This is a genomic window from Virgibacillus halodenitrificans JCM 12304, from assembly GCF_001310895.1.
In the GTDB taxonomy this organism is placed as follows: Bacteria; Bacillota; Bacilli; order Bacillales; family Amphibacillaceae; genus Virgibacillus_Q; species Virgibacillus_Q halodenitrificans.
In genome coordinates, this window is sequence record NZ_BAZS01000047.1 from 1 (window position 1) to 23,069 (window position 23,069).

Consider the following 23,069-nt stretch of genomic DNA (forward strand, 5'->3'; position numbering starts at 1 on the left):
TCATTTCTGGCGTTGCTTTCTCATCTCGGATGGGCTGCCTCTCATTTCTAGCGCTGCTCTCTCATCTGGGATGGGCTGTCTCTCATTTCTAGCGCTGCTCTCTCATCTGGGATGGGCTGTCTCTCATTTTGCACGTTATTCACAGTACTCAGTAATAATACTAGTTTTCTTTTGCCCAAAGAAGGGCGCGTTCCTCCAGTTCCTGAATAAATGGCTTTTTCGCTTTACTATAAAAACGTGTATCATTGTACTCCTGCGCCAGCTTTTCCTTTAAGCGACTATACATAGTAGCTTCTTTCGGGTAGGTACGCAAATAATCCCTTACAAGGAGATGCCTTTCGATTTCAGGATGGTCACTCTGATAAACATGTAGATGATGGGTTCGGTTTTCACCACCCTTGCGAAATAATCTCCGTCCTGAGATCCCCCATTCACCTGCAGCTTCATAACCTATAGTTTCAAGCGTTAGATTAAAAGCATCAATTTTACTAATGTCTTTTACAAGACACATGATATCTATAACGGGTTTTGCCTTCATGCCTGGAACGGAGGTGCTGCCAAAGTGCTCAAAGCAGACAACCTCATCTTTCAATATGCTTTTCAGTTCAAGTGTTTCTTGTTTATAGAGCTGGACCCAATTCTTATTATATGCTTGAAGACGTATCTCCAAAAAATCACCTCATGGATTGTAATAGGATCAATATTATTACTTACTTCTCCAATATTATTTCTTCTACTAAACGCATCATTTCAAACGCACCTTCTGATTTATTTGAGCAAATGGTGCTAATAAAACTACTTTGAGGATAATAAGCTGAATGGAAGCTGACACCAGGGTCATAACCCATAACATGATATTTCAAAATTTCCCCAGTTGGTTTTTTACTTATCCAGACGCCATAACCATAAAAAACGTTCTTATTGGCCTGTATCATAGGTGATAATAAGATTTTGATAGTTTCTTCTTTTAATAGTTTACAATGAATCAGATTTGACCAAAGCTTTGTCATATCTTCTGCAGTTACAAACGCACCTCCATCCGGCCCGCCCTTTACTGGCAAGGAATATATATTGGATTTCAACTCTTCCCCCGGGAGTTCAATATAGCCTAAGGCAGTATTTGCTGGAAGAGAATCAAGGGAGAAATATCCTGAGTGAACCATAGCTGCTTTTCTAAAAATATACTTTTCAACATATTGCGAGAATGCCATACCACTAATCGCTTCTATAATTAAACCAAGTAATATGTATCCGGCATTGTTATAATGGAACTTTTCACCTGGTGTGAACTTCATTGGCTTATTTGAAAACATTGGTAAAAAGTCTGCTGGTTTTCGAAGAAGATACATCGGGTTTTGCTCCCAAAGCTCCTCGAAATCATCCATCTCTTCTTCATCAAAGTAATCGGGGATACCGGAAGTGTGTGTAAGTAATTGATGAACTGTAACTCCCAAATCAATATGTTTAAACTCATATGGAAGGCATTCACTCAGCTTGGAGTGAAAAGAAAGTTTATCTTGCTCCACAAGCTGACAGATTGCTATTGCCGTAAATAATTTACATCCTGAAGCAATACCAAATCGTGTATCGATGTTATTCTTTACCGAGTGCGACCGATTGGCATAGCCGTAGCTTTTCTCAACTTCTACTTTTCCTTTTCTTTGAACATACACTACTCCAGAAAAATCCTTCTGCTTCTGTAGATTTAGTTTTTCATGCATCCATTTATCCCCCTATTATCTATAAATCTATATATCCTCTCCAACGCTACAAAGATACATTAATGCTGGTTCTTTTTCCCATTTCTTCTTTTGTCTTTTTATTTACGGGAAGTTTTGCTAGTTTTAGCGTCACTTCTGATATATTTAATGTTGGGTCATCTAACATATATACAAGTGTTGTATTCCTAGGTATTTGTGTATCAAAATTCACATTGGTCATGCCACTGAACATATCATGAGCGAATAAGTTTTTACTACCAATATGAAGAGTAGCAGCTGCAAATGGAAATCCAATTGGCTCCTTGCTTGTATTTTGCAGGATTGCATCCACCTGAACGAATTTCACTTTTTCTCCGGAGATACCTGAAATTGCGCTATCCGTCACATCGCCACTCACGATGTTTATATTTTTAATTTTAATCGTCATCGGCCCTACATATACTTTTGAAAGATTCGTCCATTGTTTTTCAATAACAAACGTACCTGTATCTGTTTTCACAGTCTCTCCCTGTGCACCTTCCACTGCGAATTGTCCTTTTGGATACTCGTCAAACCCCGCCTTATCCTCAGGCATTTTCACTCCCTTTTCCTTATCTTCTTTTTTATCTTGATCTTGAGTACTTTTCTCTTTGGTTTCTTTATCTTCTTTCCTTACTTGCTCTTCGGCTTCCTTCTTTTCAGCTACATCATTTTCTTTTGCTTTATTTGGTATTTGCTGGTTCTGGTTCTCTTTTTCTGATGGGTTGCTATTTTCCCTCTCCACTTGAGATTCTTCATCTTCATCAGAAAAATTATTTGTCAAGAGCTCATTTGCTTCGTTCCCAACCAAATCAAAATAACTTAACCCACCGAGATCCTTTACTGAAAAACTAACTGTGAATGCTAATGTAATTAACCATTTTTTCCACATCCATTATCCCCCTTGCTATAAGTTACTTCTCTAAGGGTAGCAAGGGTATAACAAAGATACAAGGTTTATTTTTCCTTTTGTTGGTAATTATAACTCAAACAAATCATTGGGATACTATACACTTGCTAGACTTTTTTTCAGTGCTAATCCATTACAGGAGAATTACATTCATATGTATAAGCCAGACAAAGAAAGCCTTGTTTCTCTAAAATTTTTCTGCTCATTGGACTTGCATCAACAGTTAAAAAAGAATATCCTTTTTCATAGGCTTTTTTGGCCCTTGCTGACAAAAGAGCATGATAGTATCCTCTTCCCCTATATTCCAATAGTGTAGATCCGCCCCAAAGGCTTGCAAAAGATGAGCTATCCTCCAAATACATCCAGGCAGCACTCACTAACCTATCCTCATCATAAATTCCATATAAATATAACGACTCTGGGTAATTTTGTTTATCACGCCATAATCTTTCTCCGAGCTCATTATGCGCTTCCTTCCAAATAGCTTCTTCCAAACTAATTATATCTTTGATTCCTTTTTGATCCGTAATTTCTTTTACCTCTATAGCAGGTCTACTGTGAAGTAATGGATGATCTTCCACCAACTTCATCATCATTAATGCTTCTGTGTTTCCAATAAGGAAGCCTTCCTCTTTCAGTATGTCAACTAAGTTTACCGGTTGATCATAACTATAAACCTTCCATTCAAATCCTTGCCCCAACTTTTGAAAATAGCTTAACTCTTGTCGAACCACTTCTCGAGCATTACTTTGATTTAAAGTGGACGCGATCACAAACCCTTTCTCATCAAAATTGGAAACATGGCGTACAACATGCTCAGTTTCTTCTCTTCTATATCCCTGTGTATACGCTTCCTGCCGTAATTCCTTATGAAACAAGTGAAGCCATTCATGGTTAATCATTACAAAACCTCTTCCCTCTGTCTTCTGTTTAATTATTTTATCATAATTTTTTCATTATTAGTACGTTTCTACAGCTGTAAGCAACTTGCTCTTTTAGCTAAGGAAATTATTTATTGAAGGTTCCGAGAAGGTTAACGAATTAGAGTCTCAACATATATTAGAACCAATTGTTTAACTTACGCTATAAGTCATCCAGCAAAAAATAAGGATGTCTACCTATAATGGCAAACATCCAATTGCGAGAAATTTAAATTTACTTTCATTGATAAAAGCCCAGCATGTAAAGAGTTGCAACTCCAGCCAGTGTTGTTAGAATACCTGCTAGCAAAATAAGCAGGGAAGATTTTTTATTCTTGGTTTGAGTGAACACAGCAATAGAACCAATAAGGGTGACGAGCATTCCAAAAAATAAAGCTGCATAAGGGTTCGTGGGGGTAATTAAATCATGTAATTGTAACCACTCCATCTATTTACCTCCTCTACTAACTTTTATTCTATATTTTTAAGCCACTCCAATAGTTTAACCTTTGAATAATAAGCAGTATTATTCACCGTAATATGAGGTATTTCAGGATGTTCTTTTAATAACACTTGTGTATCTGCGTTGGAAATCCCAATAATATGATGTACCTCATTTTCATGAATCAGTGCATGATCATCATCCGCTTCCTCAAATAAATTACGTGCAGATGGGTTTTTGAAATTTTTTAAACCGTCTCCAATAAAGTAACCCATGGCAGCTAATCCAAGCCCCACCCATAGAAGATCTATTTCCATGCATTAACCTCCTTCGTGTTTTGCTCATTACAATGGATACTTTTTCTAAAAAAATCGGGCAGGGATTCTTTTAATCTTGCGCCAGCCCAACCCATTAGCGTTGATCTCCACCCCTTATACGTACGTAGAGAATATATACGCCAATATAGTGGCGGATGAACCATAAATTGAAACTCAATAAACCTCAGAAACCATCCTTCCCGTTCTGTACTAAGTTTTCTTTTTACCGAATTTGCACCTTGTGTGCTATAAGATAGCTTCTTTTTAACTGCTTCATCCTGTGCTTTACCTAATTCATAAAGTCCATTAGCCATTTGAGAGCCTTGTTTATCAAGGAGCAAAGACCCTAGATAATCCGCACGCATCTCTGTCCATTGTGCAATAAATGATAAATACACAGGGAATAGAATCATTAGGAAGTAGATAAGAATCGTAAGGAACACAATATGATCGGTCAACATCAGTAGTTGATCATAAAAAAGATAGGACCCTCCAGCAATCACTGCGAAAAAAAGCATGCGAGCAATTTGATTGCTTAGTATATCCCTCTTTTTAATATGAATCGCCTCATGTGCGATAATTGCTTTTATCGTATTTAGGGAAAGCTGTGCTGTGGCACTTGTCAGCATAATCGTTCCCCGCCCAAGGTTCATTCCAGTTGCCAGTCCGTTATGAATTGGTGAATCAACAAGATATAAACGTGTTTTGCTTATTCCAGCTTGCTTAAACAACTGTTGTGCTTCATTGAATAACTTTCCTTCTGTAAGCTCCTTTGCGTCTGAGGCTGCCACAAGTACACGATCAGAAATATACAAATTAAAGACCCACCACAATAATACAAAGCTGATCATGACATAGGAAGGAGCATCTAACCAAATCAATATAAATAGTAATCCTGTATAGGCTGAAACTCCCTTTACCGTTATAGCATAATACCCTTTCCAAAAGAGACGCTTTAAGTTATCCGGATGCCAAAGTGCTGCCACTTTCTTTTCTTTCTGCTCCGTATCTTCTTTCATACCTTTTATTAATTGTTTGAAAATTTTTGATTTCAAGTCAAAGTTAATGTATATTGTTTCTCCCGGAAACGACAGCCGGAGTACAGAATTGAAGGATATGGTATAATCTATGTTTTCCGACATAAATGTAAACATCGGATGGAGACGCAGCAGATCGGGACCTGTTTCCCTACGTATTTCCTGTACTTCTTCCAAAGGTAAATCCCTTGGTTCCAAGGCTGACATGATAATAAGCCGATTTTGTTCCGGAAGAAAATAGAGTTCTGCAGTTACATAATTAGTTACTCTCGAAATAAATTGGGTAATTGTTAAGATAAAATAGATTCCAATAAAAAACTTTAAAAGTGCATAGGTTTCTGGTGCATAAAAAATAAATAGTAGTCCGATCGAGCTAACTAAAAGAACGAAAAAGATATCCAAGGTTAGTCTTCGCACGTCTTTTTCCTGTTGAATCTTTTTGTAGGAAGATTGCTTTAACTCCTCTTTTAATTGGCGTTGCTTTGCTTGTTTATCCCGATCAAAAATAACAAGTAAACTCCCGTACACGAAAGCACATAAACTGATTAACATAAGTGCCTCTGTAATCTCGTACGTCAGAAACAGATAAATAAGAAAGCCAAGGATGACGCTTATTTCAAATAGCTTCCCAATGCGCTTAGGAAGAATAAAAGATATAAAAGCGATCATTCCTGTTAATACAATGTAACTAATGATTGTCATAGCCTGGGGCATTCTTTCTCCCTCCCCTGTTTTTACTTCACTATTTGCATCTTTTCCGTCGCTTGCAATAACTTCTCCAAAGGAATTGACGGATCAATAATTAATATAGAATATGTTAAGCCTTCTTCCTGCCACACCAAGTTACGAAACCCTTCCATATCAATAAAGGAACCTTCATGATTTCTAACTGTAACCGACTCTTCCTCCGGGAGCGTATAGGTTTCATCTTCCTCCTTTGGCGATTCGAATACAGACAAGGTTAAAAAAGGTATATCTTCTTTGTTATAATTAATATTGATTTCCGTACGTTCTACTAAGCCTGTAAGATCGTCTTGCTCAATAGTAGAGATTTCCATTCCGTTTTCTTCTGGAAAATAAAGGAACGGAGTATCCAAGCCTTCCCTTGCTTGCTGTAAGGTGACGGTTTTCATCTTATTAAGCTCATTTAAATTCTTTATTTCTACGTCTTCTGCCAGATGGAGGGCAAATTTCTTCTCTGGAATAGTTGCACCTACATCTATTTTGGTATAAATCGCTTTGGACGTTTGATTACCTGAGGTAGAATACATCTTCAATACCATCCAATTTTCCTTATCAATCCATAATTCCTGCTTACCTAGTAAACTACTTTTTTCTTTAGGCTTGGCGACAAGATGGAAAGTATTACGCCCTGCGATTTTTTCATCTCCTTCACTGGTAATCTCATGTGTTTCCTGAATCATTTCCAGGATGCGTTTGCCTGTTCTTTTGGTGACGGTTGATTAAACTCAATTATTTCTTTATCATCTATTATTGTCGCTTGCTTTTCTTTTTCATCATATGTTGTGATTGTTTGGCCGTCGTTTACCACTATCACTTTATCTTTTTCACTCTCATCCGTCGTTTCGATACGTATTTTTCCGTCCTTACTGCGCCACTCCTTCATCCTCATTTTCTCGATCATTTCGCCATTATCATATATTTCCATGAGGGACTCTCCATAATAGTTAGGATTCTCCTCCTCTTCCAAGGCGTTATTAATCATTTGTTCAGGTGAATAGCTACTTGTTTCGGTAGAGCAGCCGCTACTTAAAATTAATGCCCCAAAAGTAGTTAGTATGCCCATCCTCCATTTAGTTACCTTCATTTACAATCTTTTCTCCCCTCTGCGGCAAGACACAAATAACACAAGTCCCCACCTCTTCTTTAGAAAATAACTTCACTGTCCCTCCATGTTTCTCCATGATCTGTTTTGTTATGCTTAGCCCCAAACCGGTACCTTGTGCATCTCGTTTACTCCTCGCTTCATCTACTTGGTAAAGCGGATCAAATACACGTAACAAATTCTCTTCTTTGATTCCCTTCCCCTCATTTTGCACAATAAAGTAGGATGAAGGCATTGGAGTTAGAAAATCTTCCGGATCAACAAAATCAAATATTTCGTCTTTTAGCTTCGCTGGTTTAGAAACAGCAGCTATCCAGATCCTCCCATTCTCCGGTGTGTGGGAAATAGCGTTACTTACCAAATTATCTGCTATTCGAATCATTTGTTTTGGATTCACTTCAAAAAATCCTTGAACATCAGCGTATGCTTGAAGGCAAATTTTCTTTTTATTACACAAAGGTTCGTAATCTCCCACAAGCATCTCAAAGAACTCTGATCCATCGACCTCAACCAGCTCCATATCATGCTTTGGTGACTGAAGGAGAGTGAAGGTCAACAAATCATCAAGCATTTGTTGCATGAAATCTGCCTTCTCCTTTATTACACGTTGGTAGTCTCTTTTTTCTGATGGTGACAAATCCTTTTCCACTTGTAATGATTCGGCATAAGCTTTAATAGATGTGAGTGGTGTTTTCAAATCATGGGAAACACTGGCAATTAAATATTCCTTTGCTTGCTGTTCCTGCTCAAGATAACTTCTTGCATTGTTTATTTGCCTGCGAATATCGTAAAAGTGTTTTGTTAACTTACCAATCTCATCATTATTTGTTGGTTTTTCCTTTACTTGGTTCCCTGCAGCAAATGCTGTCATCTCATTCATCAATCCGGTAAGTCTTCTATTTAACTTTTTATTTACAAGTCGGATAATGCAAATATAAATAAGTATAAAGACGAGGGTAAATAATCCACCAACTAGTAAACTACGGTTTTTTACACCGGCTACCCACGTATCACGTGCTAGTTCTACATGAAAGAAACCGACAAGCTCATTTTCGGAGAAAACAGGTTGTTTGTATGTATACGTACGGTATCCCCGTTCCAAAGAATAGAGATCTTCATACAGCTGTTGCTTTCCAATTCCGTAATGGGCCGGCATAAAGGAAGGGTTTGATGTATAAATAACAACCCCATCCGGATTAAACAATGCAATCGATTGTTTTGTATTTGCAATAGTATCCAAGCGTTTTCTATATGTTTTTGATGAATAAAGCTTTGGATCACTTAGTGACTGATTCAACGACTGTAAAGCAGAGACGGTCTCCACATGCTCTGTTACTTTTTGTTCATTATTGTAAGACTGAATCCAGCCAAACAAAAGATAAGCTGCAATTAATGGCAACACCATTACAACAAAATACGAGATGAGTAACCATGTTTTAATCTTCATAGGGGTTCACCTATAAATCGATAACCCTTTCCCCAGTCTGTTTGAATAAACTTAGGGTTTTTGACTGGGTCAGCCAATTTTTCTCTTAATGCTTTTATATGGACGGTGACAGTAGGAACGCCATCTGCTTCGAGTTGTTTCCAAACATGCTCATATAGTTCTGTTTTGGAGAATGTCTCCCCAGGGTGCTTAGCAAGCACTTCTAATAATTCATACTCTTTGCTTGTGAGAGGAACCTTTACTTCGTTCAGAGTAACCTGCTTCTGGTCCCAATTAACTTTCAAACCATGCATATATGTTGAAGTGTTAGCTCTTGCTTCTTGTCCTTGGTATCTCCTCCATCGGCGTAATTGAGATGCTACTCTTGCTTTTAGTTCTACCAGGCTGAATGGTTTTGCAACATAGTCATCTGCTCCTAAGTGTAATCCAGCAACCTTATCCTCATCTTCCTTGCGGGCACTAATTATGATTAAGGGGATATCACTTTTCCAACGAATATTTTTACAAAGTGTAAAGCCATCCATTTCAGGTAGCATTAAATCTACCAATACAAGATCGTATAAATTCTCCTGAAAATCCTCCCAACCTTCCAGCCCGGTCGTTGCCCAGGTAACTTCATAGTTTTCGCGTATGAGCATATCTCGTACGACCCGAGCAATTTCCGGGTCATCCTCAACTAATAGAATACGTGCTTGCATGCTGATTCCTCCTGTATAGTGTTACTATATCATGGTAAAAACAGATAAAAACAAACTTTATAAATTCTTTATAATTAGATCAATCAAGCAATCTACTGCTGAAACGATTATATCATTTCCCGGGCAATGAAAAGAGCGTCACCCTTAATAGGATGACGCTCTTTTTATTCCTGTTTTCACACATGCAATTTCATACGAAATTCACTTAAATTGCACTTATTTTCAGTTAATTTCGCATCTAGGTGTTTATAGATTTAGATTTTATCTAAATAAATCCTAATGAATAAATGAAAACAATTAAAATAGTTACAGGTACTACATAGCGCATGAGAAACCGCCATGCTTTAAAAATGCCCATACCAACTTTGGATCCTGATCTAAATTCCTCCATAACAATCGCCTGATCCATACGAAAAGAAATAAATATTGCAATCAACAAGCTGCCTAATGGAAGCAAAATATTACTAACGAGGAAATCAGTCGCATCGAATACGGATTTACCAAATATAGAAACATCTGCAAGAACACCAAACGATAATGCTGCTGGTATGCTGGCCAGGAAGACAATACAGCCTGTTATTAATGTTACTTTACGCCTTGTATAATTTTTATTCGCAATGAATGCCGAGATGATAATTTCCAATAGGCTAAATGAGGATGTCAATGTAGCAAATAAAAATAGTAATAGAAACAAAGCTAAGAACACAGAACCAAATGCCATTTGACTAAATACTGTTGGTAAGACAACAAATAATAGTCCCGGTCCTGCTGCTGGCTCTAATCCAAATGCAAAAACTACTGGAAAAATGGCTAATCCTGCGAGCAAGGATACTAATATATTTAAAGTTACTACACTCCCCGCTGAATTAGGTATGCTTTCCTGTTTACTTAAATAGGAACTATATGTAACCATACAGGAAAACCCTACAGCCAGAGAGAAAAAGGACTGACCAAGCGCATACAGGATACCCTCACCTGTAATGCGGGAAAAATCTGGACTTAAGAAAAACTCTATCCCTGCCATTGCGCCGTCTAACGTAATAGATCGCACTACAAGAATAATGAAAAAGATAAATAGAAGCGGCATGAGATATTTACTCGCTTTTTCAATGCCATTTTTAATACCAAACAAAAGCACAATTACATTAATGAGCAGGAATATTGCTAATCCTCCAAGCCCCATCCATGGTGTACCAATAATGGTATCAAATAAAGCTCCATAATTTGCTCCTTCTTTAATAACGTTACCTGTTAAACTTAATCCGGAATAAAGGACGATCCAACCACCCACAACACTATAAAAGGATAACAGTAAAAAACAGCCCACAACGCCAAGTCTTCCAATTATCCGCCAAGAGGAATTTGGAGCCAAATGGTCATAAGCAGAAACTGCTTCTCTTTTTGCTCCCCTTCCAATGATAAATTCTGAAATTAACATTGGTAAACCAATAAATATAGTAAATAGCACAAACACTAGGAAAAACGCTCCACCGCCATTCATACCCGTAGCATATGGAAATTTCCATATTGCTCCGAGTCCGATGGCTGCCCCGGCAGATGACAAAATAAACCCTAACTTAGAAGACCATTGTTCTCTTGATTCTTTCATTAATTTTCCCCCTTTGGATTAAGAAATAAGAACTTCTTTATCTATCAAACTATGATTAGATCTCTGTACGAAGCTGCCAAAGTTCAGGGAAGAAATATTGATCAAGCACTTTTTTTAAATAGCTGACACCACCTGATCCGCCTGTCCCCATCTTAAAGCCAATAATTCGTTCTACTGTTTTCATATGACGGAAGCGCCACTGCTGGAATTGGTCCTCAATATCAACTAGCTCCTCAGCAAGCTCATATAGCTCCCAATATTGGTCAACGTTTTTATATACTGTCTTCCACGCTTCCTTCACACTCTCATTTTTTTGATGTGTTTCACTTACATCCCTGTCCAGGACTTCCTGATCAATTGACAGCCCAGCTCTAGCCAGTGCTTGTATTGCTACATCATAAATACTCGGTGCCTCATACGCTGCCTTCAGCTTTTCATGTAGCTCAGGATTTTTCTCATAGATTTTAATTACATAATCGGTTTTGTAACCAAGTGCAAACTCGATAAGCCGATTCTGATACGATTGGAAGCCGGAAGCATTGCCAAGCTTATCGCGAAATTCAATATACTCACTAGGTGTTAAAGTAGCCAGCACATCCCATACATTTTTTAGCTGCATTTGGATTTGAGAAACTCTCGCCAGCTTTTTAAACGCCTCACGTAAATTGTCTGCCTGAATATCATGAATAGCTGAATTCATTTCATGTAGAATCTGCTTCATCCAGATTTCACTCACATGGTGAACCGAAATAAATAACATTTCATCATGATGATCACTCAATGGATGATGACTTGCCAATAGTGTATCAAGACCTAAGTAATCACTGTAAGTCATTTTTTCTTTGAAATCAGTATGAATGCTTTTCTCGTTTTTAAATGCTTCATGTTTATTTTTATTTGTCATCATTTGCTGTCTCCTTCTAGTGGTTTAATTACGGCACGCACGGGACTACCATCAGCCTCTTTTAGTGGCAAAGGTAAAGCAACTAACTCGTAATCGCCTTCCTCGACATGATCCAACATGACATTTTCCAAAATATAAATGTCATTCTCGTGCAATGCATGATGGCCAGCAAGATCTTTGCTTGTAACCGGATCAATAGACGGTGTATCTACACCAACCAGTTTGACACCTAATTTCTTCATATAAGCAGCTCCATCTGGAGTGACTGGTGGTACTTCATCCGGGAATCTTTCAGGATTATTTGGCAAAGAAGTGCGAATGAGTAAACGTTCTGCCTGTGTCAATTGTTTTGATTTCAAAGCTGCCTCGTCAATTGCAGGGAATTCACTTACGTCAATGACTTTGCATGGCCCGATATAACGGTCGATATCCATATCCAAAATTCTTTTACCATCATTCAGAAAATGAAATGGTGCGTCAACATGTGTACCTATATGAGCACTTGTTGTTATTCGACCAATATTGACAGATCCGGTTTCTTCTTTTGTAAGAGCAGTTTCATATTGAAAGCTTGTATCTCCTGGCCAGTGAGCTATTGAATTTGTTAACGGCTGTGAAATATCAATCCATTTTGTCATTAAGAAACAATCTCCCTTTTGTTTTCAAATTGCTTGTAAAGCTCTTCTCTCATAATTTCCTTTAAGATATGGACACATTCATACACATCTTCAAATGTATTGTACAATGCTACCGGAGCTAAACGGATGCCACTTGGCGTACGGAAATCAGGAATAACCTTTTTCATTTTTAGTGCCTTACATATACGGGCGGCTTCCGGATGCTCCAAATACACATGTCCGCCGCGTTGCTTTGGATCAACTGGATTACATATTTTCAAATCGAATTCATCTAATTCATGCTTAATTAATTCCATCATATAGTTCGTTAACTTCAACGATTTTTCACGCACCCTATCAATTCCTGCTTCATTAAATAATTCCAGGGCACCTATGAGTGGTGCTGCACTTAATACATGTGGTGTACCAATTTGAAACGCGCCGGCATCTTCGGCAGGTGTAAGTGAATGTTCCATATCAAACTGTTTGTCTTTTCGCGAACTGAACCATCCTGCTAATCCTGGAGTAATACCTGCATGTTTTTCGTGGACAAATAGCCCGCCAACACTTCCAGGTCCTCCATTTAAATGTTTATACGTACACCAAAACGCAAAGTCAGTCCCCCAGTCATGTAACTGATGAGGCACGGATCCAATCGAATGACATAAATCAAATCCAATCTGAATACCACGTTCGTGTGCGACCTTTGTAAGTTTCTCCATGTCTAAAATCTGGCCACTTCGATAAAGGACTCCTGGAAGAACAATCAATGCCACTTCATCAGTCATTGCATTAATAATATCTTCTTCATCCAGTACATGCCCATTCGTGCTTGGCACCTGAATAAGATGTGTATCATCATAACCCTTCAGTGCCAACTGAGCTTTAAGTGCATAAATATCACTTGGGAAATTAAGTGAATCAGCTAATATCTTTGTTCGCTTTCCTTCAGGCTTATAAAATGTTGACACAAGATGATGCAAATTCACTGTTGTTGAACCAGTTGCGATAACCTCTTCCTTTTTACCGCCGACCAACTCTGTCATGCTTTCGCCAAGTTTTTCAGAAAGGTAATACCACGGTTGTTCTCCCTCTGTCCATCCATCAATAGCATATTGCTTCCAAGAATTCAGTAACTCATGAGTTGTCTCTTCGGCGCGTTTACTAAGCAAGCTAGTGAGTTACCGTCCATGTAAACGCCATCATTTTTTAAGTAAAACTCATTCCGGAATGATCGTAATATATCTTGTTGATCCATCATTTTCGCTTCTTCTCTTGTAAAATTAGTTGCCATTACATTTATTCCTCCTATATCCTTATATTAGAACTTCATTTAATTATCAGACATATTTTACTATTGGTTTTATGATACAATAATAGTGACAAACTGTCAATGACACGATATCAGTGAAATAACATATAATAAAAGGTGGTTTATATGGAGGATAAGAATCTAACCAAACGTGATTTGCAGGCATTGGAAACAAAAAAACGACTCATTCGCTCAGCGCACGAGGTGTTTTTGAAAAACGGCTTTAATAAGACAACCATTTCAGAAATCATTAAAAAGGCTGGTGTAGGATACGGTACTGCCTATGTATATTTTAAAAACAAGGATGCCATGTTTGTTACCGTAATGGAAAGTGTAATGGAACGTTTTTTGCAGGTCGCAGATCAAACTTTTCATCCCAATTCGGTTGTAGCTGCCCGTGAACAAATATTGAATCAAGTGAGAGCCTTCCTGGAGCTGGCTATTGAAGAAAAAAATATGCTAAAAGTAATTAAAGAAGCAATTGGCATAAGTGATGTTGTGGAAGCTAGATGGCTGGAAATTAGGAAGCAATTTATTGAAAGTATTACAAATGATATCACCTATTCCCAATCAAACAACCTTGTTAGTACAAAATTTGATGCACCTATTGCTGCAAAAAGCTGGTATTTTATGAATGAAATGTTTTTATGGGAGTGTGTAGAGACTGAGGAAGTAAACCTTGATAAAATTGTAGAACAGCTATCCTTATTATATACTTCAGCCTTATATGAATAGATGGTGATGGCTGGAAAAAGGTTTTGCTGCAATTGTTGAGGTAAAAACGTTATCTCTTAAATTCTTAGTAGGATTAAAATGCGTACTAGTGTAGGAACAATCTTCCCCAGAAGTGATTAATCTGCTGCAAAGCGGAGTTTATCATTATGCGAACTATGATAATTCCACCTAATATATTAAAACCATAAAAAGCAATCCAGACATATTTTTAATGTCTGGATTGCTATTGAGAGTATTTACTTCATACCTAATATAGTCTTCGGCTCGAGATATTCGTCAATTCCATAATCTCCCCACTCACGTCCAATACCAGATTGTTTGAAGCCTCCGAATGGAGCAGAGAAATCTCCTTCCGCATTGTTAATCGTAACCCGACCAGCGCGAATATGTTGAGCTGCCTTCGTTAAACGATTCTTATCCTTACCAATGACATAGCCTGCAAGTCCATAAGGCGTATCATTAGCCACCTCAATAGCTTCATCAAGCGAATCAACATAAATAACAGCTAATACAGGCCCGAAAATTTCTTCCCGAGCAATGGTCATTTTTTTATTATCCACATCCGTAAAAATAGTTGGCTTCGCATAATATCCTTTGTCCAGACCTTCTGGATTTCCAGTTCCTCCTGTTAATAAGGTCGCACCTTCATCAATACCTTTTTGAATATATTCCTGTACACGATCCCATATCTTTTCAGCAACTAACGGCCCTGTAAACGTATCCTCGTCTTGTGGGTCTCCTACCTTATAGTTCGGTAATACGCGTAGTAAAGCTTTTTCAAAATCGGATTTCATTTCTTTCGGCACTATAATTCGGGTTGCAGCTGTACATACCTGACCAGTATTCGTTAGCATATGCGTTACTGCAGTGTTTGCAGCGTATTCCGGATCTGTATCATTCAGCACAATAAGTGGTGACTTCCCTCCAAGCTCGAGGGCAATTTTCTTAATATTTTTCGCCCCATTTTCCATCGTCTTTTGTCCAACACCTACTGATCCAGTAAAGGAGACAAAATCAATATCCGGATGTGAGCTTATACCATTACCAATTGTGCTGCCGGTACCATTCACTAAATTAAATACACCTTTAGGTACGCCAACCTTATCGAAAATCTCAGCCAGAATTATCGCTGCAAAGGGGGTTATCTCAGCAGGCTTCAAAACCATTGGGCTACCTGCAGCTAACGCGCTGGCAATTTTAGTAGTGGTTTGATTTGTTGGAAAGTTCCATGGTGTAATCAGACCACTTACACCTATGGATTCCTTCATGATCGTGGAATCCTCCCGTTCCTCCATAAACTGAAATTGTTTTAATTCTTCAGCAGCTTGTTTAAAATGGTTATATCCCATCTGATAATGGATCCCTTCAGATTTGGTTATTGGAGAACCAAGCTCTTCCGTTATTGTTTCAATTAACTCTTCTTTTCGATTTTCATATTCTGCTGCTATTTTCTCCAATAAATCAATACGTTGTTCCCGTGTTGTAGTAGAATAAGAAGAAAAAGCTTCACGAGCAGCTTGGACAGCTTTATCCAAATCTTCCTCTGTCCCCAGACTAATTTTTCCGATTACTTCTTTGTTTGCAGGGTTAATTACTTCAGTTGTTTCGTTTTCTGTAGATTTAATCCATTCTCCATTTATATAATGTTTAAGAACGTTTCGCATAATAAAACTCCTTTTTTTAAAGTCGCCACTCTTTTAGTAGTAACATGGTTTCTTTTCCCTATGAAAGAAAAATGAAACCATGTCCACACACCCACCCATGAAATTTTACGTGTACGAATACTATTTCATAAGCATAATTTTTTGTTCCGTTCCCATATAGTAAAAATAGGTAGAGGAAAGGAGCCATCCTGTTGAAACAAATTCATGAGCTTGTTGATACAATACGATTCGAAAAAGACATTAAACTAACGAGAGAAATAAAAGTGGAAGCTTATAATAAAGCTTTTCTCACATATATTGCTTCTGGCAGAAGTGCTGCCGTATTTTTAATTAATGATACAGACCTGGCATTGAAGGTTTTTCACCCTTATTTTGCTTCGATTACGAAGGCTGAAACGGATATATATCGACAGCTTGAAGGCGTTCATTTCTACCCGAAAATGTATGAAGCAGGGCAGAATTTTATAGTCATTGATTATATAGAGGGCACAACCTTATTTGATTGTCTAATTGAAGGCATTCCTATAAAAGAAGAAACAATTTACCAGGTGGAAAAGGCATTACATGCTGCCAAAAATCGAGGACTGAATCCATCTGATATTCACCTAAAAAACATAATACTAACACCAGACGAAACAATTAAACTAATTGATGTCGCCCGTTTCCAACAAGAAAAAGAATGTCAGCAATGGCGTGATTTAACATATGCATACCACCATTTTTACAAACAAGAATACTTCCCAAAAAAATTATCAGGAAAAGTATTAAACTTTATCTCCTATATGTACAAACATAACCTTTTGCAAGTTTTAACGAAGAATCGAAAAAATAATCCAGTAGCTTAAAAAGCAATCAATATAAGAAAAAACAAGCCACTAGGGCTTGTTTTTCGATATGGTATAAAAGGAGTTATCCTCGTCTTCCGCCTCTACCTCCACGTTTAGTGTCTGTATGGCGTTTAAGCGTGGACAGATTTTCCTCACTGGTTTTCAAGAATTTAGCCATCTTATCTTCAAAGCTTTCCTTTGGTTTGTAGCCACTGCCTTTACCACGGAAATCCTTTGAATTGCGATCCCTATTCGGACGAGGCGTTCTTTCCGGACGCGGACGATCGATCGCTTTCTTAATTGATAAGGCTATTTTACCTTCTTTTTCACTGATGACTTTAACTTCCACTTCGTCACCAACCGTCAAGTGATCATTGACATCCTTTACAAAGCTGTCAGCCACTTCACTAATGTGAACGAGTCCGGTTTTACCTTCCGGCAGCTCGACAAAAGCTCCAAAATTAGTGATACCAGTAACTTTTCCTTTAACTTTACTACCTATTTCAGTTGACAAAAAAGCTCCCCCTTATAACTTTTAAAAGCGCTTAATTATAACAAACATTTGAGAGAATATCAAATGTATATTATAATCATAACTTAAAAATTGTTGTCGTGTCTAGTTGATTCTAGCTAACTGCTTAATCGTTTCTTACTCACAATAAAGAAAATAGCTACAAATAATGTTAATAAATCTGCAACCGGTACTGCAAAAAAGATAGAAAAAGCTGCATCTATTCCCCCAATTTCCCAAGCAGAAAACAGATAAGGCAGCATAATGACAAGTGGAATAATTGTAATTACCTGTCTAATAACACCAAGACTTACTGCGCGAAGTTCTTTTCCTGTTACCTGAAGTAATGTCATAATGGTATAAGTAATTCCCAGTAAAGGAAATGTCAGGAAAATAACTTTAATAATAGCCATGACCTTACCAAATATTTCTTTATCTGTAGTAAACAGATAGAGCATATATTTACCACCAAACAACACTATCATAGTACTAAAAACTCCGTAAATAAAGCAAATTAATATCGTTCTTTTTACTGTTAAGTTCTTTTTAGACTCTTCTCCTTTACCATTGAAATACGAGATGATTGTTTGTACTGCTTGAGTTATTCCTACAATTGGCATAATCATAAGCATATATATCTTATTAGCTATATTCCAGGTCGCCACATAACCTGAACTTCCTGTTTGCATTAATTGTTCGTTGATTACCAAAGCAGATATGCCACCAAGTAGTTGAATTAGCGTTTGGGCCAAACCTATCTTAGCCATTTCATAAACCATCTTCAATGTATCTATTACTGAGATTTTCTTTATCCGAAACATAAGATTCTTTCGGAGCAGAAAGACAATTGCAATTAAAGCACACACAAATTCACTAATTAAAGTACCTAAAGCAATTCCTTGGATCCCAAGACTCATACCAAATGTCAATATAGCATTCGCTACTATATTCACGACAACGGAAAAAGAAATTAGCAACATTTCCATTTTCGGATACCCAAACGCACGAATGACGCTCGTCATTGTATAACCAATTGAACTAAATACATTACTTAGTAGTATAAACGATAAATATTGTTTTGCTTGCGTGTATATAGCTCCACTAGCATGGAGGCTTACCAAAATTTCATCCATACCGATCCACGTGAATACGGATGCTCCTATACTTATAAGTAATGTCATAAGAACTCCGGTTTGAAAGTAATTGTTGATACGAAATGGATTGTCATTCCCCATCTGGGTAGAAATCATAATAGCTGTTGACATTGCGAAAAGTGTTTGTAACGCTAGAAAGAAAGTCATTACTGGAGAGAGAAGCCCTAAAGCTGCAAGGGCATATTCGCTATCTTCACCAAGATGCCCTGCAAACGAAGTATCTAAAACTATCGTTAGGGTTTCAACTAATAAAGAAGCTATAGCAGGTAAAGAAAAAGTTAGAATTAATTTATTTACAGAATGTTTTTCATAAATGTTTGAATGCAGTGTAATCACCTCTATAGACAACACTACTACTCAAACTGGTCATATCATGTCTTATTTGAATTTAATTCTATATTCTGTTTGTAAGGAATAAACGAACGCTCAAACTGTTTTTCCGTAATCCTATAAGAATAAATAGAAGTAATTTTTATTAATTCATAACCCATTGAATACGCATATAAATAAAGTCCGTCACTTCTTAGCACATAGCTTATCGGTGCTACAGTCATCTCTTTATTATCAAAAGAAACAGAAAGGCATACTTCTTCATCAAAGCAATAATTGATTGCTTCATATATTGGTTCATCCATGCCAACTTTCTCTTCAAATATATCCATTACAAAGTAATCATTTAAATCATTTTCAAATAAATGAATTAAATCAGGCAAAACAAGTGCCAGCTTTTTCATAATATCCTCACGATGTTCTACAGAAGAAATATTATCAAACGCATATAGAGCTAGAGCAATATGATACAAGTCATTATTATTAAGAAAGCTTTGCGATAATTTATAATTCTTTTCTATGTAAATGCCACCCTGATTCCCTTGTTTACTCGTAATTGGCACACCCATTGCTGAAAGATCATCAATATCCCGTTGGATCGTTTTTATACTTACCTCAAATAGTGCTGCTAATTCTGCATTTGTTGTTTTTTTCGTTTTTAGTAAGTACAATAAAATTTCCAATTGACGATTCTGGCGCACATAAACAGCTCCTTCATTTAAGTAGTAAACAATCGATAAACTTATTATAGCAGGAGGTAAAAGTTTTACCTAACCTTAAGTAATTACATGGTAGTCTCTCAAAAAGAAATCCGAACTATGAATTAAATCAGTTCGGACTTCATTAATGTAAATATTCTTTTTGGCCCTTCAAATACTAGAATCCAGTTAAATATGGACCGAATACAGCTGCAATCATAAGAATATGTGCTCCAATAAACAGACTGATTCGTGCCGTCCCAGCCCATTGTCTAGTATTTTTGGTAGATTGTGCACTAACATAAGCAACAATGCCGAACAAAATTATATACACATAGGCACTACCTGGAAAGGTTAAATAAGCAGGTGCCTTTGCAGCAATTGCCGGTACAAAATACTGACTCTTAAAAAGGAGTACTGCCAGCATATAGATTGCAATCCCCGTAAAAAATATCCATGATGGATCTTTCTGGACCTTCCTGGATTTCCAAAAATGCATAATCACAATAAATAAAATCGGCCAAATATACCAAATACCAGAAATCAAAAATGTTAATAGCGATATGGATAGCATACCACCTGTTTTCCCCAGGATTCGCAACCAGTCATCAGAACTTATTCCATTTGCCTTTTCAATAATGGCTTGTGAACCGGACGATATAAACATATCTTTATGGCCTGAACTTGCTTCCAGCCAGGCAATGGTATTTTCATCTACCCATACAGGTTTATTTGAGACATCTGGTGTATTACTTTTTCGATGTACCTCAGTCACCTTGCCATCTTTCAGTTTAGCTGTATAAATGTTAAATGCTTTATCACCCATGAATTTCGTACGTGAAAAACCATTTGCCTGAAAAACAAGTGATGGTATATCCTTATTGAAACGAATATTCACTGTCCCTATTTCTTGGAGTTCTCTTCCATTTATTGGATCTTCAAACAGTAATTTATTTAGTGCATTCTTCCCAAATTTGCTGTTCTCCGTCATTGCCAAATAAGTGAAAAACTCTGGAGAACCTTGTGTGCTTTTTTGTATTGCTTGGATAATTAATACTACTTCATTATTTCGAACTGCAAAAGCTGTTTGCTCGGAAGCATGTCCGGGAGCAAGCTCTAAATCACCCTCTACAACCTTGGTTGCTTGCATATCAGTCACCTTATATATAGTTGCGTGTACCAGGTTATTTTCGGATTGCTCTGTCATGAAGAATAGTCCTTCTTCACTCTCATAAGAAGAAATTTCCTCGGTATTTTTCGGAAGCTTCATTAACTCAGTCGATTCTTCTGTTGCTGGATTTAGCTGAAACAACTTATTCTCTTTTATGTACAAGATAGAATCCTTCATCGGATAAAACTGAGACACATCCGATACTATTTTCTCTTGATCTTTATTATAGATATGGTAATAATCATGATAAATCACATGCTCATCATTTACATACACCTGTGTCCATTTGGTAATCGGTATAGATACCTCTTGTTTCTCTAGTAATGTAAACTCCTCATCAAGGGTTTTTGTTACTAAAGCCTCGTTCTCATAAGAAGGAATAATGATATTACCTTCCTCGGTCTGCCTGATAACCGGGAACTTATTTAGCATTGTAGACCCAATTGGCAATGCTCTACTCCACCCCTTTTCTGGTGGCTCTGTTGCAGTTTGCAGATTTTGTACCACCAAAGAAACAATGCCAGCAAGCACTACAATCACTGGCAACAACCAAAAAAAATGCTTTCTCATTTGACCCCTACTTCCATTTTATCTCTTTTTCTATATTTTAACATAATTTTCAATTTTACATATGCGAAAAAGTAGTGTTTGTTTAAAACAGATACCATTCTTTTCAAGTTGTATAAAACATCTTGTATGGGCTACAATGGAGTAAACATATATAGACGGGAGTGGCAGGATGCCGAAACTACGTAGCATTATTTTTATTCTTCTTATCGGTTGGGCATTTTGGCATTTTTATGGAGACACATTTGAACAGTCTGGTGCTTCTGGTGTAATAAATGAAATGGAAGCAGATGTTCATCAAATTAAAGAAAATCCCGCAGTAATCGAGACGATAGAAAATATTAATAGTGGAATACAAACCTTAATTGCATCAATTACTGATAAGCAAATACCAGAGGAAAAGCAAAGTGATAGTAAGGCTGATAAACCAAAACTGGAGTCACCCACAGAGCAACCATTTACTATTCACAATGTTGGCCTCGGGACAGATAGAGCGGAATTAGAAAATCAGGTGGGAAAACCAGAGCGTGCCACGATGAATGAATATGGTGTCGATTGGGTTACCTACCACGACAATTATCAAAATTTCTTTATGGCTGCATACAATGAGCAAAATCAAGTTGTTGGACTATACACCAATCAGGATTTATTGCGGTCAAAGGATAACATTAAAATAGGCAGTTCAAAAGAAAGCGTCCGAAATGCCTTAAGTGAGCCACTAAAAAGTATAAAAAAAGGATTCATCAACTACCAGATTGATAGTAAAAATGAATATGATGTTTTCCAAATAAATGATAACTATGTAACTATTTTCTATGATAAACATGAAGATAACACAGTTACAGCGATCCAAATGATTAGTGGTGATCTGGAAGCTGAAAAAAAAGCCTATCTGCCTGAAGCGAGTAAAGAATTGAAGAAAGGCTTTGAATACCAGTTATTTGATCTGACAAACGCAGCACGTGTGGAGCATGGTCTTTCCCCGTTGAATTGGGACGAGCATGTAAGAAAAACAGCGCGTGATCATAGCCTGGACATGGCTGAAAATAATTATTTCAGCCATGTGAACCCTGATGGACAATCCCCTTTTGAAAGAATGAGAGAAGATGGCATTGGCTTTCAAATTGCTGGAGAGAACATTGCCGCTGGGCAAATCAGCAGTATCTTTGCTCACGAAGGTCTAATGAATTCCCTCGGCCACCGTGAAAATATATTAAAAGAAGAATACCGTACACTTGCTGTCGGTGTGGCATTCAATAAGGATTCCATGCCCTTCTATACAGAAAACTTTATTACGAAATAAAAAGCTAGAGAGGCTGTGACTGAACCTATTTACCATGAAGGTTGGTCACAGTTTTTTTATTTTAATGGAGATTATGGGGTTCTGATAGGTTGAAGTCACAGTTGGCTGCATATTTCGTTATTTTAGAAGAGCTATTGGACATGTGCTGGCATTTGGATGGGGCTTTTGTCCATTAGAGAGGTGCTATTGGACAGTTCTTTGCGTTTGGATGGAGGGTTTGTCCATTAGAGATGAGCTATTGGACAGTTTATGGCGTTCGGGTGGGGTTTTGTCCATTAGAGAGGTGATTGGACAGTTTATGACATTTGGAT

At 37.4% G+C, this 23,069-nt stretch carries 22 protein-coding genes and 1 pseudogene; 3 read left to right on the forward strand and 20 right to left on the reverse strand.

The features are described 5' to 3' along the window. Nucleotides 1-160 precede the first annotated feature (160 nt). From JCM12304_RS17385 to kynU, 15 genes and pseudogenes are all read right to left on the reverse strand, one after another. On the reverse strand, nt 161-670 hold the full coding sequence (locus JCM12304_RS17385; protein ID WP_060681805.1) for a GrpB family protein: 510 nt from the start codon (nt 668-670) through the stop codon (nt 161-163). Nucleotides 671-710: 40 nt separating this feature from the next. Beyond that, nucleotides 711-1,721, reverse strand: a complete 1,011-nt coding sequence (locus JCM12304_RS17390) for a serine hydrolase domain-containing protein (protein WP_060681806.1) — start codon at nt 1,719-1,721, stop codon at nt 711-713. 46 nt (nt 1,722-1,767) lie between these two features. Then, nucleotides 1,768-2,631: a hypothetical protein gene (locus JCM12304_RS17395; protein WP_060681807.1), complete on the reverse strand. Its 864-nt coding sequence runs from the start codon at nt 2,629-2,631 to the stop codon at nt 1,768-1,770. A 143-nt stretch (nt 2,632-2,774) separates the two neighbouring features. After that, nucleotides 2,775-3,551, reverse strand: a complete 777-nt coding sequence (locus tag JCM12304_RS17400; protein WP_060681808.1) for a GNAT family N-acetyltransferase — start codon at nt 3,549-3,551, stop codon at nt 2,775-2,777. 259 nt (nt 3,552-3,810) lie between these two features. After that, on the reverse strand, nt 3,811-4,017 hold the full coding sequence (locus JCM12304_RS17405; RefSeq protein WP_060681809.1) for a hypothetical protein: 207 nt from the start codon (nt 4,015-4,017) through the stop codon (nt 3,811-3,813). 23 nt (nt 4,018-4,040) lie between these two features. Continuing rightward, nucleotides 4,041-4,328, reverse strand: a complete 288-nt coding sequence (locus JCM12304_RS17410; protein ID WP_060681810.1) for a hypothetical protein — start codon at nt 4,326-4,328, stop codon at nt 4,041-4,043. Continuing rightward, nucleotides 4,319-6,079 carry a M56 family metallopeptidase gene (locus JCM12304_RS17415; RefSeq protein WP_060681811.1) on the reverse strand — a complete coding sequence of 587 codons (1,761 nt, stop codon included), beginning with the start codon at nt 6,077-6,079 and terminating at the stop codon, nt 4,319-4,321. The genes JCM12304_RS17410 and JCM12304_RS17415 overlap by 10 nt, the downstream gene beginning before the upstream one ends. Before the next feature lie 20 nt (nt 6,080-6,099). Continuing rightward, nucleotides 6,100-6,789 carry a LolA family protein gene (locus tag JCM12304_RS17420; protein WP_060681812.1) on the reverse strand — a complete coding sequence of 230 codons (690 nt, stop codon included), beginning with the start codon at nt 6,787-6,789 and terminating at the stop codon, nt 6,100-6,102. Next, nucleotides 6,786-7,193 carry a LolA family protein gene (locus JCM12304_RS17425; protein WP_060681813.1) on the reverse strand — a complete coding sequence of 136 codons (408 nt, stop codon included), beginning with the start codon at nt 7,191-7,193 and terminating at the stop codon, nt 6,786-6,788. Before JCM12304_RS17425 ends, JCM12304_RS17420 begins: the two co-directional genes overlap by 4 nt. Continuing rightward, nucleotides 7,180-8,658 (reverse strand): HAMP domain-containing sensor histidine kinase, encoded by a 1,479-nt coding sequence (locus JCM12304_RS17430; RefSeq protein ID WP_060681814.1) that lies wholly within the window; start codon nt 8,656-8,658, stop codon nt 7,180-7,182. Before JCM12304_RS17430 ends, JCM12304_RS17425 begins: the two co-directional genes overlap by 14 nt. Further along, entirely contained in the window at nt 8,655-9,356 is a 702-nt protein-coding gene (locus tag JCM12304_RS17435) for a response regulator transcription factor (RefSeq protein WP_060681815.1), read from the reverse strand. Before JCM12304_RS17435 ends, JCM12304_RS17430 begins: the two co-directional genes overlap by 4 nt. A 265-nt stretch (nt 9,357-9,621) precedes the next feature. Beyond that, nucleotides 9,622-10,965 carry a sodium-dependent transporter gene (locus JCM12304_RS17440; protein WP_019377341.1) on the reverse strand — a complete coding sequence of 448 codons (1,344 nt, stop codon included), beginning with the start codon at nt 10,963-10,965 and terminating at the stop codon, nt 9,622-9,624. A gap of 55 nt (nt 10,966-11,020) precedes the next feature. Beyond that, complete coding sequence (kynA, locus tag JCM12304_RS17445) at nt 11,021-11,872, reverse strand: tryptophan 2,3-dioxygenase (protein ID WP_019377342.1); 852 nt, start codon at nt 11,870-11,872, stop codon at nt 11,021-11,023. After that, on the reverse strand, nt 11,869-12,507 hold the full coding sequence (gene kynB, locus JCM12304_RS17450) for an arylformamidase (protein ID WP_019377343.1): 639 nt from the start codon (nt 12,505-12,507) through the stop codon (nt 11,869-11,871). The genes kynA and kynB overlap by 4 nt, the downstream gene beginning before the upstream one ends. Beyond that, nucleotides 12,507-13,780: pseudogene (kynU, locus tag JCM12304_RS17455) on the reverse strand (kynureninase). Before kynU ends, kynB begins: the two are co-directional and overlap by 1 nt. A gap of 144 nt (nt 13,781-13,924) precedes the next feature. Here kynU and JCM12304_RS17460 point away from each other — a divergent pair. Beyond that, nucleotides 13,925-14,533, forward strand: coding sequence for a TetR/AcrR family transcriptional regulator (locus JCM12304_RS17460; RefSeq protein ID WP_019377345.1), 609 nt, complete (start codon nt 13,925-13,927; stop codon nt 14,531-14,533). Between the two features lie 236 nt (nt 14,534-14,769). On the opposite strand, the gene JCM12304_RS17465 is transcribed toward JCM12304_RS17460, so the two are convergent. Continuing rightward, complete coding sequence (locus tag JCM12304_RS17465) at nt 14,770-16,197, reverse strand: aldehyde dehydrogenase family protein (RefSeq protein ID WP_060681816.1); 1,428 nt, start codon at nt 16,195-16,197, stop codon at nt 14,770-14,772. A gap of 191 nt (nt 16,198-16,388) precedes the next feature. Between JCM12304_RS17465 and JCM12304_RS17470 the strand changes: the two genes are divergently transcribed. Beyond that, nucleotides 16,389-17,042: a serine/threonine protein kinase gene (locus JCM12304_RS17470; RefSeq protein WP_060681817.1), complete on the forward strand. Its 654-nt coding sequence runs from the start codon at nt 16,389-16,391 to the stop codon at nt 17,040-17,042. A 64-nt stretch (nt 17,043-17,106) separates the two neighbouring features. Here JCM12304_RS17470 and JCM12304_RS17475 read toward each other — a convergent pair whose 3' ends face one another. The 4 genes from JCM12304_RS17475 to JCM12304_RS17490 all read right to left on the reverse strand — a co-directional run bounded on the left by JCM12304_RS17475 (nt 17,107) and on the right by JCM12304_RS17490 (nt 21,458). Further along, a complete protein-coding gene (locus JCM12304_RS17475; RefSeq protein ID WP_019377348.1) occupies nt 17,107-17,538 on the reverse strand; it encodes a S1 domain-containing RNA-binding protein in 432 nt (143 codons plus the stop codon). Nucleotides 17,539-17,654: 116 nt separating this feature from the next. Continuing rightward, nucleotides 17,655-19,025, reverse strand: coding sequence for an MATE family efflux transporter (locus JCM12304_RS17480; RefSeq protein ID WP_172675323.1), 1,371 nt, complete (start codon nt 19,023-19,025; stop codon nt 17,655-17,657). 35 nt (nt 19,026-19,060) lie between these two features. Beyond that, nucleotides 19,061-19,720: a helix-turn-helix transcriptional regulator gene (locus JCM12304_RS17485; protein ID WP_060681819.1), complete on the reverse strand. Its 660-nt coding sequence runs from the start codon at nt 19,718-19,720 to the stop codon at nt 19,061-19,063. A 175-nt stretch (nt 19,721-19,895) separates the two neighbouring features. Further along, on the reverse strand, nt 19,896-21,458 hold the full coding sequence (locus JCM12304_RS17490; RefSeq protein ID WP_060681820.1) for a hypothetical protein: 1,563 nt from the start codon (nt 21,456-21,458) through the stop codon (nt 19,896-19,898). A 169-nt stretch (nt 21,459-21,627) separates the two neighbouring features. Here JCM12304_RS17490 and JCM12304_RS17495 point away from each other — a divergent pair, with 169 nt between their 5' ends. Then, entirely contained in the window at nt 21,628-22,758 is a 1,131-nt protein-coding gene (locus JCM12304_RS17495; protein WP_060681821.1) for a CAP domain-containing protein, read from the forward strand. The last annotated feature ends 311 nt before the right edge of the window (nt 22,759-23,069 follow it).